This is a genomic window from Streptomyces aidingensis (genome assembly GCF_900112355.1).
GTDB lineage: Bacteria > Actinomycetota > Actinomycetes > Streptomycetales > Streptomycetaceae > Streptomyces > Streptomyces aidingensis.
This window is the reverse complement of the sequence record NZ_FOLM01000007.1, coordinates 168,513-184,009: the sequence shown is the minus strand read 5'-3', so window position 1 is coordinate 184,009 and position 15,497 is coordinate 168,513. Positions and strand designations below refer to the sequence as shown.

The window sequence follows — 15,497 nt, the reverse complement described above, 5'->3', positions numbered from 1 at the left end:
CCACAGAATTGCGCAGCCGGATGCGGCGGCCGGGACCCCGTGCCCGGCCGCCGCCGGCCGGGGGTCAGGCCGCCGCGGCGCCGGCCCGGCGGTCGCGGAGAATGTCCAGGACCAGGACGGCGAGATTGGCGGCGAGGGCGGCGCCGGCCAGGGTGGTGAGCAGGGCGCCCAGGCCCTGTCCGGCGGCGAAGCCCAGCCAGGCCCCGGCGAAGGATCCCAGGCACGCGACCGCCAGGACCGCGTACCGGCCGCCCGCCGGGCCTCCGCGGCGGGCCGCGGCCCAGTGGACGGTCACCCCCACCGCGGCGCCCACGGACACCACGGCCAGGACCCGGCTGCCGATGAACACCTCCGGACGGAGCACGGACACCAGCAGCACGGCCAGGCACCAGCCGCCCAGCCCGGTGAGGACCGGGGCCAGGGTGCGCAGCCAGACGCCGGCCCGCGGCCCGAAGCCGCCCCGGCGCCGCACCCGCAGGGCCATCCAGCCGAGCAGCGCCGCGGCGGCCAGCACCAGGCCGGCCAGCGTGCCCAGCAGCGCCTTGGCCAGGGTGGGCAGGGCGGTGGCGCCGGCGGTGAAGCGGACCCGGTGGGTGCCGAACAGGGAGTCGTCGATCTCGCCACTGTCGAAGAAGGCGGTCAGCAGCCGCTCGGCCGCCTCCGGCCGGTGGTGCCAGAAGTCGGTGGAGTGCCCGAGCCCGTCCAGAAGCACCTGGCGGCCGTTGGGCAGCGCGGGCAGCAGTTCGCCGGCGGCCAGCCGGGCCGGGGTGGAGAGGTCCAGCGTGCCGCCGATCAGCAGGGTCTCGGTTTCGGAGGTCCGCACCCGCTGGTACTCCGCGTGGTCCGGGCCGGCCGGCCAGGCCTCGGCCAGCCGCCCGCCGCCCCAGAGGAAGTCGGTGGCGGCGTTGCCCAGGATCGAGCCGGGATCGCCGCCGCCCGCGTAGTAGGCCTTCGCCGCTTCCGCGTCGATGGCGCCCGAGGCGGCGAACTCGCCCCAGACGAAGGACTCCGGAAAGGTCAGGTCCGCCAGCAGTGAGACGGCCCAGAGCCCGCCGGCGTCCCCGTCCGCGGCGGCGAGCCAGGCGTCCAGGGTGGCCGGCGCGTTCAGCGGTGCGGCTGCCTCGGTGGTGTGGAACAGGCCCCACAGGGCGGCGGCCCGGACGTTGCCCTCCTTGATGGCCAGGGGGCCCCAGCGGCCCGGCACGTCCTGCGCGGTGGCACGCAGGGTGGCGGCGAGGTCGTCGGTGCGGGCGGCGCACTCCCGGTCCGCGCGGCACAGCTCCGCGTACTCGGCGAGCTGCTGGTCGGTGATCTCCGGGTCCCACACGAAGTGGCCGGGCGGGTTCACCGCGATCATCGCCGAGCGGTGGACGGACTCCGGATACCGCCAGGAGTAGATCATCGCGGTACGGGTCCCGGCGCTCTCACTGACCAGATCGATCCGCTCGTAGCCCAGTGCCCGGCGCGCGGCCTCCAGATCGTCCACCCGCTGCGGCAGCGAGTAGCCGTCGAGATCGACACCCTCCGCGGTGAGCCGCCCGGCGCAGTCGGCGAACGCCTTGCCGTAGGCGCGCAGCGAATCCTCGGCCACCAGGTCGGCCCTGCCCTGCATCGCCGACACCACCTCGGGGCAGTCCAGCACGGTGGACCCGTCGACGCCGCGGTAGCCGACCAGCACCACGTCGTGACGGCCGGTCAGGCGGCTGGCGGCGGGGAAGGTCATGTTGGTCAGGCCGGGGCCGCCCTCCAGCCGGAAGACCGGCTCGGACGGTTCGCCGTCGCCGGTGGCGTGGATGCGGACCACCGGGAGCGCGATCAGGCGGGAGTCCGGGTCCCGCCGGTTCTCGGGGACCACCAGCGTGCCGCAGTCGGCCGGGAGTCCTCCGTCCTCGGTGTCGTAGGTGCACGGTTCGAGCGCGAGATCGCCGGCCTTCGCGCCCGCGGGGACGGCCGGGCGGGACTCGTCCCGCTGCGCCAGGACGCCCAGGCCGAGCGCGGTGAGGGTGATCAGCGCCAGGGCGGCGACACGGGCGAGGGTGAAGCCCCGGAACCGGGCTCTGGGAAGCATGGGGTACCTCGGTGGTGGGTACGCGGAACCGCCCGCCGGGCGGCGGCCGGTGGTACCGAGTCTGGTCCCTGGGCGGCCCTGGCTCACTGGTGCCGCCCGGCCGGTCCCCGGTGGGGAAAACCCCCGTGCCGCACTGCGGTTGGCCACCGGCCGGCGGCGCCGCGCTGGGTGCCGCGCTGCCGGGCTCAGCGGGCGGTGAGGGCCAGGAAACGCCGGACGGCGGTCCGCGCCTGGGCGCTCAGCTCCTCCTCGGCGGGCGCGGGCTCGCCCAGCAGTACCCGGATCTGGAGGTCGCGGACCACCAGGCCGTAGAGCAGCTGGAACGCCTCGCCGGGGTCGTCGATCCGAAGCCTGCCCCGGCGGGCGAGGGCACCGAGGAAGTCCGCGACCAGCGGGCCGGTGGTGTGGCGGCCGTGCCGCAGCAGCAGCGCGGCGAGTTCCTCCGAGGTCATGGCGGCCCGGTTGAGGGCCACCGAGACGTCACCGACCAGCAGTGTCAGCAGGTTCCGGGCGATGGCGGTGAGGGTGGCGGCGATGTCGTCCGCCGGGCGGGCGACCGCCGCGGCCACCGCGGTGTTGACCTGTTCGGCCTGGCGCTCGATCAGCGCGGCGAGCAGGCCCTGCCGGCTGCCGAACCAGGAGTACAGGCTCTCCTTGGAGGAGCCTGCGCGGGCTGCCACCCCCTGCATGGTCAGGCCGGTGACGCCCCGTCCGAGGAGTTCGGCCAGCGCCGCGTCCAGGGCGGCGGCGCGCCGTGCCGCCTGTTCGCCCGCGCGGGGCCGGCCGCGGCGGCCGTGTCCGTCTGCCGTCATGGCGGGTTCCGTCCTTTCCCTTTATCCGAACTTGTGGGTACGATTAAAAGCGAACCCGAGAGTTCGATTCTAAGCCGCCCCGGAGGCCCCGCATGACCCGCTCCCGCACCGTCTCCCCCTCGTCCCCGCCCCTGCCCGCCGCCGCCCCGCCGGGCCGGGGCCGCGCCCGGGCCCGCGGCTGGGCCCTGGGCTCGGCCGCCCTGGCCATGGGGCTGATCGCGGGGTTCTTCTACGCCTACGCCTGCTCGGTGATGATCGGGCTGGCGCGGGTGGACGACCGCACCTTCATCGACACCATGCAGTGGATCAACGCCACGGTGCGCAACCAGTGGTTCGCGCCCTCCTTCTTCGGCGCCCTGCTGCTGACCGCCGTGGCCGTGCTGCTGCACCTCGGGCGCGATGCCCGGGCGGTGCTGGTGTGGAGTGCCGCCGCCCTTCTGCTGTACGGCGCCGCCTTCTCGGTGACCATGGGGGTCAATGTGCCGCTCAACGAGGACCTGGCCGCGGCCGGGGACCCGGCGGCCCTCGGCGATCCGGCCGCGGTCCGGGCCGCCTTCGAGGACCGATGGGTGACCTGGAACACCGTCCGCGCCCTTGCCTCGACGGCCGCTCTGGTGTGCCTGCTGCGGGCCCTGGTGCTGCACGGCCGGGCCGCCGCTGCCGCCGCGCGGAACCGGTAGCTCCGCAACCGCTTTCGTCCACGGGCTGCCGACCGCGGACAACTCGCTGTTACCGTCGGGCTGTTCCGCTGCCTCATGCGAATCGGAGGAAGTATGCGAAGGGAAGCACGAAACCGGGCTGCGGCCGTGGCCGTCGCCGCGCTGGCCCTCGGCGGCATCGGGGCCCCCACCGCCGCCGCGGCGACGCCGGAGCCCCCGCCCGCCTCGGAGCTGACGCTGCGGCTGGAAGCGCTGAGCGGACCCGGTTTCCTCAACCGGGACCTGCCCCGTGAGGTCGTCCTGGAGTGCGAACCGGCGGGCGGCAGCCATCCCGCGGCCCAGGACGCCTGCCGCAGCCTGCTGCGGGTGGGCGGTCAGTTCGAGCGGCTCAGCGGCCAAGGCGCCTGCCCGGACGTCTGGGAGCCGGTGCTGGCCACCGCCGAGGGCACCTGGCAGGGGCGTGCGGTGAGTTACAGCGAGATTTTCGGCAATCTCTGCGACGCCGCGGTGGGCACGGACCACGTGTTCGCCTTCTAGTCCCGGCGGGGACCTGGGGGGGGACGGTTGCGTCTCAGAATTAAACGCACGCCCCATTGACGTGGCGATGACATGTTCGCAACATAAAAGGGCCGCCGTCGGATGGGAGCGCTCCCAAGCAGGCTGCGGGGTCTCTCCGACGCCCGCGGCAACCCTCCGGCGGCGGCTCTCGTCCCCGGACCGCAGGATCGAGAAGGGCCGCACCATGTCACGTCCCACCCCGCACGCCCCCGCCGGGCGGCCACCCGGCCGGAGACGGCCGCGCCGCCGGCCCCGGACGCTCGCCGGAGCGACCGCGGCGGCGGCGCTGGCCGGCGCACTCCTGGTTCCGCTCACCGGCGGCTCCACCGCCCGGGCCGAGGAACCGGCGTTCAACTACGCCGAGGCGCTGCAGAAGTCGATGTACTTCTACGAGGCGCAGCGCTCCGGCGAACTGCCCGCGGACAACCGGGTCTCCTGGCGCGGCGACTCCGCGCTGGAGGACGGCTCCGACGTGGGCCTGGACCTCACCGGCGGGTGGTACGACGCCGGGGACCACGTCAAGTTCGGCTTCCCCATGGCCGCCACCACCACCCTGCTCGCCTGGGGCGGGCTGGCCGCGGAGGACGGCTACCGGGCCGCCGGCCAGCTCGACGAGCTCAAGGCCAACCTGCGCTGGGTGAACGACTACTTCATCAAGGCGCACCCCTCGCCCGATGTGCTCTGGGCCCAGGTCGGCGACGGCGACGCGGACCACAAGTGGTGGGGTCCGGCCGAGGTGATGCCGATGGAGCGGCCGGCCTTCAAGGTGGACCCCAACTGCCCCGGCAGCGATGTCGCCGGGGAGACCGCGGCGGCCATGGCGGCCTCCTCGATGCTGTTCGCCGCCGACGACGCCGCCTATGCCGCCACCCTGGTCCGGCACGCCGAGGAGCTGTACTCCTTCGCCGACCGCCACCGTGGCGAGTACTCCGACTGCATCCCGGTCGGCAGCTTCTACAACTCCTGGTCCGGCTACCAGGACGAACTGGTCTGGGGTGCCTACTGGCTGTACAAGGCCACCGGCGACAGCTCCTATCTGGACAAGGCGCGGGCCGAGTACCAGCACCTGTCCACCGAGCAGCAGACCGACACCCGCAGCTACCGCTGGACGGTGGCCTGGGACGACAAGTCCTATGCCGCCTACGCCCTGCTGGCCATGGAGACCGGCGACGCCGAGTATGTGGCCGACGCCAACCGCTGGCTGGACTACTGGACCACCGGGGTCGGCGACCAGCGGGTGCCGTACTCGCCCGGCGGGCAGGCCGTGCTGGACACCTGGGGCTCGCTGCGCTACGCCGCCAACACCGCGTTCGTCGCCCTGGTCTACTCCGACTGGCTGGCGGACCGGGACGCCGCCCGCGCCGAGACCTACCGCGCCTTCGGCAAGCGGCAGATCGACTACGCGCTCGGGGACAACCCCCGGAACTCCAGCTATGTGGTGGGCTTCGGCGACAACCCGCCGCGCGATCCGCACCACCGCACCGCGCACGGCTCCTGGACCGACAACATCCGGGAACCGGAGGCCAACCGTCATGTGCTGTACGGGGCGCTGGTGGGCGGGCCGTCCTCGCCCGATGACCAGTACACCGACGACCGCGGTGACTATGTGGCCAATGAGGTGGCCACCGACTACAACTCGGGCTTCTCCGGCGCACTGGCCTATCTGACCGCCCGGCACGGCGGCACTCCGCTCGCGGACTTCCCGCCGGCGGCGGAGCCGGACGGCCCGCAGATCTATGTGGAGGCCTCGCTCAGCCAGACCGGGGCGACCTTCACCGAGATCAAGTCGATGGTGCGCAACCGGTCCGCCTTCCCCGCCCGGATGCTGGACCGGGGAACCTTCCGCTACTGGTTCACCCTGGACGCCGGGGCCGGGGCGGAGGACATCACGGTCACCTCGGCATACAACCAGTGCTCGGCGCCGCGCGGCCCGTTCCAGGCGGAGGGCGCGCTCTACTACGTCGAACTGGACTGCCGCGGCACGGAGATCTATCCCGGCGGGCAGTCCGCGCACCGGGCCGAGGTCCAGTTCCGGATCGACGGCGGCGCGGGCTGGGACCCGGCCAACGACTACTCGTACGCGGGCCTGGGCACCGGCAACACCCTGGAGCAGACCCCGCGCCTGACGCTGTACGACGACGGCGAGCTGATCTGGGGCACCGAACCGGACGGCGCGCCCGAGCCGGACCCGGACCCCGAGCCGGACCCGGATCCGGAGCCCGATCCCGATCCGGAGCCCGATCCCGATCCGGAGCCCGATCCCGATCCGGTGACGGGCGACTTCACGGCCCGGGTGAGCTCCGGCTCCGCGGCGGTGAGCAACTCGATGCGCACCCATCTGGACATCGTCAACACCGGCTCGGAGACGGTGGCGCTGAGCCGGCTGACCGTGCGCTACTGGTTCGGTCTGGACGGCCTGCCGGCCACGCAGTGGCAGTCGCACTGCGACTGGGCGGTGCCCGGCTGCTCCTCGGTCGGCCGCACCATCACCCCGGTCCCCGGCGGCGCCACGGGCTCTGACGCCTATCTGGAGCTGAGCTTCGACGGCACCGCGACCCTTGCCCCCGGGCAGTCCACCGGCCAGATCCAGTTGCGGATGAACCGCCTGGACTGGCAGTCCTTCGACCAGAGCGGCCACTGGTCCTATGCCGGGGCGCTGAGCGCCTGGCAGGACAACCCCCGGATCACCGTCCATCTGGACGGCGAGCTCGTCGGGGGCACCGAACCGCACTGAGGGTCCCGCGACCCCAGGGCGCGGGCCGTCCGTTCCCCGCGGGACGGGCGGCCCGCTTCCGGCCGCACCCCGTCCGCACCCCGGCCGCACCTCCTTGCCGCGTTGCCGCGCGCCGGCCCCCGGCGCGGCGCGGCGCCGGAGGACGGCCGGACCACCGTGCGTCAGCGCCGCCCCAGCGCGGCCATGGCGGCGTTGTGGCCCGGAATGCCGCTCACCCCGCCGCCCCGCACCGCGCCCGCCCCGCACAGAAAGACATTGGGGTGCCGGGTCTCGGTGCCCCACACCCCCTCCACCGCCGTCTCCTCGGCCCAGGGGAAGGCCAGGTCGCGGTGGAAGATGTTGCCGCCCGGCAGCCGCAGTTCGCGTTCCAGATCCAGCGGCGATCTGGCCTCGATGCACGGCCGCCCCTCGGCGTCCTCGGCCAGGCAGTCCTCCAGCGGCTCGGCCAGATGGGCCTGGAGCTGGGCCAGCGACGCATCCAGCAGGGTCTGCCGGGCCGCCGCGTTGTCCGCCCGGAACAGCCGCGCCGGGGCATGCAGCCCGAACAGGGTGAGGGTCTGCGCGCCCCGGGCGGCCAGTTCGGGGGAGAGGATCGTCGGGTCGGTCAGTGAGTGGCAGTAGATCTCCGAGGGCGGCGCGGCCGGCAGCTCGCCTCCGGCCGCCTGGCGGTAGGCAGCCTCCAGCTCGCGGTAGCCCTCGGCGATGTGAAAGGTCCCGGCGAACGCCTCCCGCGGGTCGACCGAGCGGTCGCGCAGCCGGGGCAGCCTGCGCAGCACCATGTTGACCTTGAGCTGGGCGCCCTCGGGCGGCGTCTCCGGCGGCAGCGCGTCGCCGAGCAGCCGGGCCAGTTCCTGGCGGGAGGCGCCCACCAGCACCTGCCCGGCAGCCACCACCCCCTCCCCGTGCGCGGTGCGGTAGGTGACCTCGGCGCTCCGGCCGTCGGTGGCCACCGCGACGGCCTCGTGGCCGGTGACGAGTTCGGCGCCGGCCGCGCGGGCGGCCCCGGCCAGCGCGTCGGTGACCGCTCCCATGCCGCCCACGGGAACGTCCCAGTCGCCGCTGCCGCCGCCGATCACGTGATAGAGGAAGCAGCGGTTCTGCCGCAGCGAGGGGTCGTGTGCCGAGGTGAAGGTGCCGATGAGCGCGTCGGTGAGGACCACCCCGCGCACCAGGTCGTCGGCGAAGGTCCGCTCCACGGTCTCGCCCAGCGGACGCTCGAACAGCGCCTGCCAGGCGTTCTCGTCGCCGATCCGGCGGCGCAGCTCCGCCCGGGTGGGCAGCGGTTCGGTGAGGCTGGGGAAGACGCGGGCGGCGACCGCGCCGGTCATGGCGTGGAAGCGCTGCCAGGCGTCGAACTCCCGGTCGGAGCCGGTGAGCCGGGCGAACGCCTCCCGGGTGCGCGCGGTGCCGCCGCCCACCAGCAGCCCGGTGGCCCGGCCGTGCCGCAGCGCGGGGGTGTAGGAGGAGACCTGCCGTTTGCGCAGCGTCACCCGCAGCGCCAGGTCCCGCACGATCTTCTGCGGCAGCAGGCTCACCAGATAGGAATAGCGCGACAGCCGGGCCGGCACGCCGGGGAACGCCTGGGCGGAGACGGCCGCGCCGCCGGTGCGGTCCAGCCGCTCCAGCACCAGCACCCGCCGCCCGGCCCGGGCCAGATAGCCCGCGGCGACCAGTCCGTTGTGTCCGCCGCCGACGATCACCGCGTCATAGCGGTCCGCCCGCGGGGCGCCGGGGGAGGAAGGGGCGGGGGACGGGGGGTGCGCGATGGCTGCCATGTGCTGGTTGGTAGCACGTCGGCAACGCCCGGAGCCAGGTTCCGGGCCCGGTGTCACTCCCGCGCCGTGCCGGACAGGGCACCCGCCCGGGGCGGGTGCCCTGCCGTCCTGCCGCCCCCGTGGGGGTGCCCCCGGCTCCGCCCCCGGCCCGGTGAGTCCGGGCGGCGGCGCGCCGGCCGCATCAGCGCGCGCCGCCCTCACCGGGCCGGGACGACTGGGGCGGAACCGGGGGAGTTCCGGTGACGACGGCCTCGCCGGAGCCGTCGCCGGAGGCCACCGCCTTGGTGCGGTGGGTGCCGAGCACCCCGGCGGTGGCCACCATGACCGCCATGGCCGCCGCCACGATGGCGAACGACACCCGCAGCGAGGTGAGCTCGCCGACCACGCCGATCAGGGTGGGCGCGGCCAGGCCGGTGGTGTAGGTGATGGTGGCGACCCCGGCGATGGCCTGGCTGGGCTCCGGCCCGCTGTGCCCGGCGGCGGCAAAGGCCAGGGGCACCACCACCGCGATGCCCACGCCCAGCAGCGCGAATCCGGCGATGCCGGTGGCCGGCACCGGCGCGGTCACCACCAGCACACCGCCGGCCAGCGCCAGCAGCCCGCTCAGCCGCACCGTGCGGACCGGGCCGATCCGCCGGACCACCGCGTCGCCGGACAGCCGGGCCGCCGCCATGGTGCAGGCGAAGGCCGAGTAGCTGGCGGCGGCCAGGGTCTCCGAGCCGCCGGTCACATCGCGCAGATAGATGCCCGACCAGTCCATGCTGGCGCCCTCGGCGAGGATGGCGCACATGCCGACCGCGCCGATCAGCAGCGCGGAGCGGGGCGGCAGCGCGAACCGCGGCGGGGCCTGCTGCTCCGGCTCGGGCCGGACGTCGAGCAGTCCGCGGCAGACCGGCTGGGCGAGCAGCGCCAGTGCCGCGGCGGTGAGCGCCAGATGCACCCGGGCGTCCACCTGCCAGTGCACCGCGGCCACTCCGGCGGCCGAGCCCAGCAGGCCGCCGGTGCTCCACAGTCCGTGCAGTCCGGACATGATGGAGGTGCCGTAGCGCCGCTCCACCTCCACGCCCTGCGCGTTCATCACCACATCGGCCATGCCGGCGGTGGCGCCGACGACGAACAGCAGCGCGGACAGCCCCAGTACCCCGGGTGCCAGGGCCGGCAGGGCCAGCGCCGCACACCACAGGGTCAGCAGTCCGCGGATGGCCGCCCGCGGCCCGTAGGTGTGCTCGATCCGGCTGGCCAGCGGCATGGCGACGGAGGCGCCCAGGGCCGGGCAGGCCAGCGCCAGCCCGAGCTGTCCTGCGGTGATGTCCAGATGTTCCTTGATCCACGGAATGCGGGTGACAAAGCTTCCGGCCACGGCGCCGTGCACCGCGAAGACGGCGGAGACGGCCCGGCGGGCGCGGCGGGCATCCGTGGAGGGTGGCGAGGACGGCATGGGAGTAAAGTATCAGGAAGGTTGCCTGATAAAAACTCCTTTTTTCGAACGCCCGCGGGACCGTGGCCCGGCCCCGCCCGGCCATCTGCGAGGATCGCCTGCCATGACCACCCCGCGCACCGCCACCCCCAGCACCGCACGGGCGATCAACGACCGGATCGCCCTGGAACTCCTGGTGGAACGCGGCCCGCTGACGGCGACCCAGCTCAAGGAGGCCACCGGGCTGTCCCGGCCCAGCGTCTCGGACCTGCTCGGCCGGCTGCGGCGCGGCGGTCTGGTGGAGGTGGTCGGGGAGAGCGGAGCCGCGCGGCGCGGACCCAACGCCCGCCTCTACGGTCTGGTCGGTGCCCGCGCCCAGGTGGCCGCGCTGGATGTGCGCACCGACAGCGTCACCGTCGAACTCGCCGATCTGGCCGGGCGGAAGCTCGCCCGCACGGTACTGCCGGTCGCCGCGCCCGCCCCGGACGGCGAGATGCACGGCCGCCCGGCCGGGCAGCCGGACGGCGCCACGATCGACGCGGTGCTGCGCACCTTCGAGGAGACCGTGCGCCGGGCCGGGGCCGCCTCGCTGCACACCGTGGTGATGGGCGCCCCCGGTCTGGTGGACCCGGCCACCGGGGCGCTGCGCCGGTTCGGCATCCTGCCCGCCTGGCACCGGGGCCTGGAGGAGGCGCTGCGCCGCCGGCTGAGCGGGCGGGTGCAGGTGGAGAACGAGGTCAATCTCGCCGGGATCGCCGAGCACCGGCTGGGCGCGGTGACCGACCGGGACACCTTTGTGCTGTTCTGGCTGGGAGCCGGCACCGGCGCCGCGGTGGTGCTGGACGGCCGGCTGCGCCGGGGCGCCTCCGGCGGCGCCGGCGAGATCGGCTTCCTGCCGGTCCCCGGCACCGACGCGGCGCCCGCCGCCACCGGCTGCGCCGGCAGCTTCAATGGCCTCGCGGGCAGCGCCGGGGTGTGCGCCCTGGCCCGGGAACGGGGCATGGCCACGGCCGGGGACGGGGTCGGCGCGGCCGAGGAGACGGTGCGGCGGGCGGTGGCCGTGACCGGCGGCGCCGGGCACGGGGGGTCGCCGGAGCCGGCGTTCCTGGAGGAGCTGGCCCGGCGGATCGCCCTGGGCGCGGCCGGGGTGGTGGCCGTGCTCGACCCGGGCTGCGTGGTGCTCGGCGGGGAGGTCGGCCGGGCGGGCGGCAATGTGCTGGCCGGGAAGGTGCGCCGGCGGCTGGCCGAGATGTCCCCGATGCGCACCGAGGTACGCGCCAGCACGGTGGAGGGCTCGCCGGTGCTCGGCGGTGCGCTGCTGACCGCTCTGGACGCGGCGCGGCGGGAGCTGTTCGCCCAGCAGTGAGCCGGGGAACGGCTCCCGCCGCGCGCGGTGCGGGGGCGAGAGTCAGCAGGGACCGGGGGGAGGGCGCGGGGGCGTCAGCAGGGACCCAGGTCCTCCCAGACGCCCCACTGTCCGGTGGTGCCGGGCTCCTCGCCCCGCGTCCACCACTTGGCGCGCCAGCTGTGGTCCTGCCGGCTCACCAGGTCGCCGGCGGTGTAGACGGCGGCCGGGTCCCAGGGCGGCGCGGTGCACTCGCCCGGCTCCCCGGTGCCGCCGCTGTCACTTCCGCCGGAGTCGGTCCCGCCGGAGTCGCCTCCGGTGTCGCCTCCGGTGTCCCCGCCGGTGTCACTGCCGCCGGAGCTGCCGCCCGGGTCGCCCGGCGTGGTGCCGCGGGCCAGGTCGCCCGGGATGCCGTACTCCGTGCCGTCCACCGTCACCGTCCAGTTGGAGGGCGTGGCGGTCGGCAGGTAGTAGACGAAGTCCAGGGCGACGCTCTGGCCCGGGGCCAGCGACTGCCAGCCCGGCAGGGTGAGCGACACCCGGTGGTAGGGGCCGTCCAGTCCGCCGGTGTTGCCGGAGCGGGTGTGGTCGCTGCGCACGATCGCCGACCCGAAGCCCGACTGGTCCCGGGCATTGCCCGGCGCCGAGGTGCCGTAGTCGAAGCGGAACTCCGTCCCGCCGGGCAGGGTGATGTCCGAGTTGTTGGTGATCCGCAGCGTGGGACTGATCGGATAGTTGTTGTCGCCGAGCGCGAAGTCCGTGAACTCCACCCCGATGTCCAGGGTGTGGTCCGGCATGGGGACGGTGGCCCGGGTGGCGCCGTAGGGCGCGGCGGTGCGGAAGGCGTCGTAGAGGGTGGCGGTCAGGGTGTCACCCTGTTCGTACTGGCCCTTGCCGGCGTTCCAGCCGTAGTCTCCGGCCAGTTCCCAGACCATCGCCCCGCCGATGCCCTGCTCCACGATCCAGTCGGCCTTGGCCTGCACCGACTGCTCGTCCTCGGTGGAGAGGAAGACCTTCTTCTCCGCGTTCCACAGCCAGGGCGCGGCCAGGGTGGTGTCGTAGTTGCGGACATAGTCACCGGTGAGCGCGGTGTCGGCGGGGAAGCCGTACTGGGTGAGGTAGTCCCCGGTGATGCCCGCCTCCAGGTTCTTGGCGTGCCACATCGGGTTGGAGCCGGCCGGCGACTCCTCGCCCGCGGTGTCCAGGTCGTGCCAGAGGTTGTCGATGCCCTCGGCGCCGTCCCCGCAGCGGGTCAGGCCGGAGCCGGCCGGGCAGTCGGTGGTGGCGGCCCTGCCCCACAGCCCGTTGGTGCCGCCGGTGACGTTCTGCCAGCCCCGGGTGTAGTAGGGCAGTCCGATGTTGATCCGGCCGGGCGGCAGCGAGGTGCGGTAGTAGTGGTAGGCCCAGTCGGCGTTGAGGTAACCGATGCCGCCGTACTGCGAGGTGGTGTAGACCCCGGCGGCGGCCAGTTCGGCGTCCTTGCCGTCGTCGAACAGCGCGGCGTTCGGGCCGACGTACTCGTTCCAGGCGCCGTGCAGGTCGTACGACAGCACACATAAACGAACTAGTCGCCTGACGTGCGGAAACACGAAAACGGCCCCCGCTCCCAGATAGGAGCGGGGGCCGCGACTGGTTGCCCCGACCGGCAGCCGTGGGGGACGGATCATCTACCGGCCGGGGCGGGACCGTGCCGGGCGGGCGCCTCACACCGGACCCGACACGGCCGTCTCTACGCCCGCAGCGGCGCCAGCACCGGGCGCAACCCAAGCGGGTCCACCAGCGGGACACCACCATCCGGCAGCACCCGCAGCGGCGACGCCCACCACGGCGCGCCAGCCGCCAGCGGCGTCCGGTGCGGGTCCGGCACCACCAGCACGCTGCCCGGCCCGATCACCCGCGTACCCGGCCACCGCCACCGCGCCGCGCCCTCCGGCGACACCAGCGCATACGCCGTGTCCCGGGCCGGCCGGTAGATCACCGGCCCGTGCAGCTCGCCCGTCGCCAGCGCGGCGAGCACCGGAACGCCAGGGCAGCAGATCGCCGCCCAGTGCTGAGGCACGGTCACCGGCACCAGCGGCGCCCGCCGGTCCCAGTCCGCACCCTCACCGAGCCACCGGCGGGCCGGCGTACTCATGGCGCGGGCTGCGCCGGGACACCCCGGGCCACATCATGCGCCACCTGTAGCGCCCTGCCACGGGCACACGGGGCCCCGCTCTGGCACCCCGTGGCACACACCACCACGTGCGCCACGCGGAGATCCCAAATCTCTTCACCCGACAGATAGGTAGCCGCGTGGATGGGGCACGCGTACGCCACGCCTCCCGGGCCGCTCGCAGCCTCTACCATCCGCACGGCCAGTAACGGTCCGCCCCCCTGACACGTCACGCATCTACGGCTACGGGCGGGCGGGGTCCCTGCATGCACGGCAGCGCTCATGCTGCCCTCCGATCCTGTGATGGCGGCCTATGTCACCGTACCTCGTGACTCACATCACCGTATACCCCTAGAGTGGCCCCATGCATACAGACAGCACAGCCGGCCACCCATACGAGGCGCTGGCCGAGCGCATTCGCGACCGCATCCGATCCGGCCAGTACGCCCCCGGCTCCCAGCTCCCGCCGCTCCGTGCCCTGGCCGATGCCGAGGGAGTCGCCTACGAGACCGCCCGGCGCGCGATTGGGTGGCTCGCCGAGTCCGGCGCCGTGCGCGTCACCACGCACGGGACTTACGTAGAGGACTCCCCGCCCGTCGGGTCGGGGTGGCAGCACCGGCTCAGGCTGTGGCAGGCCACCGGCAGCACCACCGGCGCCGCCGAGATCATCAAGGGCGCGGACATCCGCCACGTCCGGCCCCCGCGGCACGTCGCCGAGATTTTCGAGCTGCCGCCCGGGACGCGGCAGATCCTACGGCGGCGGTACATCGTCGGTGACGACGACCGGCCGCGGGCCGCGGTCACCGAGTGGTGGTCGCCGGATCTCGCCGAGCGCGTGCCGGCCCTGGCCGAGCCGCGGCCCAACGTCCAGCCGCCGGGGACCGTGCTCACTGCGGTCCGGGACGCGACCGGCCGGCAGCCAACCACGGGCAGGGATGCCATGGTGGCCCGTGAGGCCACCGGGTGGGAGGCGGACGCGCTGCGCGTCCGGGACGGCGCGCCCGTGCTGGCCCTGGTCTGGCAGTGGTCGGACGGCAGCGGACTCATGGTCTACGGCGAGTCCGTGCTGCCCGCCGGAATTGAGGTGGGGTACGCGTACTGACCGGATCGGCCCCGCGCCGTGGGGCCGATCCGCTACGCTCTCTCGCGCCACCACCGATCGCAACCAAGGGGGCCCCGTGGGGGCGCGCAGCCTCACCGCACGACAGGTAGCAGCAGCACGACGCGCATACCGCGCCCGCCGCGCCACCGTCCGCCAACTGGCCGAGCGCTACAACGTAGCCGTGGCCACCATGCGCCACGCCATCAACGGCGGCACCTGGCGCCACATCACCAACCCGCCGCCCGTCCCCGGGCACCCACCGCGCAACCAGGCGCTCACCGCGGACATGGTGCGCCGCGCCCGCACCCGGGCCGCGGGCGGCGAGACCATAGCAGACCTCGCCCGCGAAATGGGCGTACGGCACGACGTGGTGGCGCACGCCGTGTACGGGCTGACCTGGAAACGCATCACGGACCCGCCGCCGCTGCCCCGCCCCGCCCCGGTCAACCCCAGCGACGTGCCATCCTCGCGGCGCCACGCCGACGCGCTCGCCACCCTCCGCGCCCAGCGCGCCGCAGACCCCGACGACTGGGAGCCCGGCGAGTACGAGGCGGCCCGCGACAAGATCCGCACCGACCAGGCGGACGCCCGCGCCCGCCTGGAGGCGGCGCGGGCGGCACTCACCGCACCCACCCGGGAGGATTTCGCGCCCGCGGTGCTGGCCGCCGCCCAGGTGTGGGACCGCATGGACGGCAGCCGACGCAACCGGCTGCTGCGTGAGCTGGTCCACCGGATCGTGGTGGGCCGGGATGCCGATGGCCAGCCCGTGATAGAGGTACATCCGCAGTGGGAGCCGGACCCGTGGGCCGGCCTGCCTGCGTCCCCCGTGCTCGGCTCCCGCCGGCCCCGCCCCGACCGCACCAAGTGACCAGGCC

Annotated in this window: 11 protein-coding genes and 1 pseudogene; 6 read left to right on the top strand and 6 right to left on the bottom strand. The window is 74.5% G+C overall.

Annotated elements, in window-relative coordinates:
* Positions 1-64: 64 nt before the first annotated feature.
* Together BM242_RS14675 and BM242_RS14670 are read right to left on the bottom strand one after the other, a co-directional pair.
* On the bottom strand, positions 65-2,068 hold the full coding sequence (locus tag BM242_RS14675; protein WP_093839265.1) for an alpha/beta hydrolase: 2,004 nt from the start codon (positions 2,066-2,068) through the stop codon (positions 65-67).
* A 185-nt stretch (positions 2,069-2,253) separates the two neighbouring features.
* Positions 2,254-2,880: a TetR/AcrR family transcriptional regulator C-terminal domain-containing protein gene (locus BM242_RS14670; protein ID WP_217652494.1), complete on the bottom strand. Its 627-nt coding sequence runs from the start codon at positions 2,878-2,880 to the stop codon at positions 2,254-2,256.
* 92 nt (positions 2,881-2,972) lie between these two features.
* On the opposite strand from BM242_RS14670, the gene BM242_RS14665 reads away from it, so the two are divergent.
* The 3 genes from BM242_RS14665 (at position 2,973) to BM242_RS14655 (ending at position 6,831) form a co-directional block, all read left to right on the top strand.
* Positions 2,973-3,560 (top strand): anthrone oxygenase family protein, encoded by a 588-nt coding sequence (locus tag BM242_RS14665; RefSeq protein WP_175541418.1) that lies wholly within the window; start codon positions 2,973-2,975, stop codon positions 3,558-3,560.
* 126 nt (positions 3,561-3,686) lie between these two features.
* Positions 3,687-4,076: an SSI family serine proteinase inhibitor gene (locus BM242_RS14660; protein WP_175541417.1), complete on the top strand. Its 390-nt coding sequence runs from the start codon at positions 3,687-3,689 to the stop codon at positions 4,074-4,076.
* 205 nt (positions 4,077-4,281) lie between these two features.
* Positions 4,282-6,831: a glycoside hydrolase family 9 protein gene (locus tag BM242_RS14655; protein ID WP_093839263.1), complete on the top strand. Its 2,550-nt coding sequence runs from the start codon at positions 4,282-4,284 to the stop codon at positions 6,829-6,831.
* A gap of 161 nt (positions 6,832-6,992) precedes the next feature.
* Here the strand turns inward: BM242_RS14655 and BM242_RS14650 are convergent, their stop codons facing one another.
* Both BM242_RS14650 and BM242_RS14645 read right to left on the bottom strand, forming a co-directional pair.
* Complete coding sequence (locus tag BM242_RS14650; protein WP_093839262.1) at positions 6,993-8,606, bottom strand: phytoene desaturase family protein; 1,614 nt, start codon at positions 8,604-8,606, stop codon at positions 6,993-6,995.
* A 181-nt stretch (positions 8,607-8,787) separates the two neighbouring features.
* Complete coding sequence (locus tag BM242_RS14645) at positions 8,788-10,044, bottom strand: MFS transporter (protein WP_093839261.1); 1,257 nt, start codon at positions 10,042-10,044, stop codon at positions 8,788-8,790.
* A 103-nt stretch (positions 10,045-10,147) separates the two neighbouring features.
* On the opposite strand from BM242_RS14645, the gene BM242_RS14640 reads away from it, so the two are divergent.
* The gene (locus BM242_RS14640) at positions 10,148-11,389 is read left to right on the top strand and encodes an ROK family protein (protein ID WP_093839260.1); all 1,242 of its coding nucleotides are present in this window, start codon (positions 10,148-10,150) and stop codon (positions 11,387-11,389) included.
* A gap of 74 nt (positions 11,390-11,463) precedes the next feature.
* Here BM242_RS14640 and BM242_RS14635 read toward each other — a convergent pair.
* Together BM242_RS14635 and BM242_RS14630 are read right to left on the bottom strand one after the other, a co-directional pair.
* Positions 11,464-12,921 (bottom strand): annotated as a pseudogene (locus BM242_RS14635) (chitinase C-terminal domain-containing protein); the annotation flags it as partial.
* Positions 12,922-13,097: 176 nt separating this feature from the next.
* A complete protein-coding gene (locus BM242_RS14630; RefSeq protein WP_093839258.1) occupies positions 13,098-13,502 on the bottom strand; it encodes a hypothetical protein in 405 nt (134 codons plus the stop codon).
* A 382-nt stretch (positions 13,503-13,884) separates the two neighbouring features.
* Here BM242_RS14630 and BM242_RS14625 point away from each other — a divergent pair, with 382 nt between their 5' ends.
* Entirely contained in the window at positions 13,885-14,622 is a 738-nt protein-coding gene (locus BM242_RS14625) for a GntR family transcriptional regulator (RefSeq protein ID WP_093839257.1), read from the top strand.
* A 76-nt stretch (positions 14,623-14,698) separates the two neighbouring features.
* Complete coding sequence (locus tag BM242_RS14620) at positions 14,699-15,490, top strand: helix-turn-helix domain-containing protein (protein WP_139238335.1); 792 nt, start codon at positions 14,699-14,701, stop codon at positions 15,488-15,490.
* Positions 15,491-15,497 lie beyond the last annotated feature (7 nt).

Excerpts from the sequence above, each read along its gene's own strand:
- BM242_RS14640 (WP_093839260.1), top strand. The coding sequence starts at position 10,148 with ATGACCACCCCGCGCACCGCCACCCCCAGCACCGCACGGGCGATCAAC.
- BM242_RS14625 (WP_093839257.1), top strand. The coding sequence starts at position 13,885 with ATGCATACAGACAGCACAGCCGGCCACCCATACGAGGCGCTGGCCGAG.
- BM242_RS14665 (WP_175541418.1), top strand. The coding sequence starts at position 2,973 with ATGACCCGCTCCCGCACCGTCTCCCCCTCGTCCCCGCCCCTGCCCGCC.
- BM242_RS14630 (WP_093839258.1), bottom strand. The coding sequence starts at position 13,502 with ATGAGTACGCCGGCCCGCCGGTGGCTCGGTGAGGGTGCGGACTGGGAC.
- BM242_RS14670 (WP_217652494.1), bottom strand. The coding sequence starts at position 2,880 with ATGACGGCAGACGGACACGGCCGCCGCGGCCGGCCCCGCGCGGGCGAA.
- BM242_RS14650 (WP_093839262.1), bottom strand. The coding sequence starts at position 8,606 with ATGGCAGCCATCGCGCACCCCCCGTCCCCCGCCCCTTCCTCCCCCGGC.
- BM242_RS14675 (WP_093839265.1), bottom strand. The coding sequence starts at position 2,068 with ATGCTTCCCAGAGCCCGGTTCCGGGGCTTCACCCTCGCCCGTGTCGCC.
- BM242_RS14655 (WP_093839263.1), top strand. The coding sequence starts at position 4,282 with ATGTCACGTCCCACCCCGCACGCCCCCGCCGGGCGGCCACCCGGCCGG.
- BM242_RS14645 (WP_093839261.1), bottom strand. The coding sequence starts at position 10,044 with ATGCCGTCCTCGCCACCCTCCACGGATGCCCGCCGCGCCCGCCGGGCC.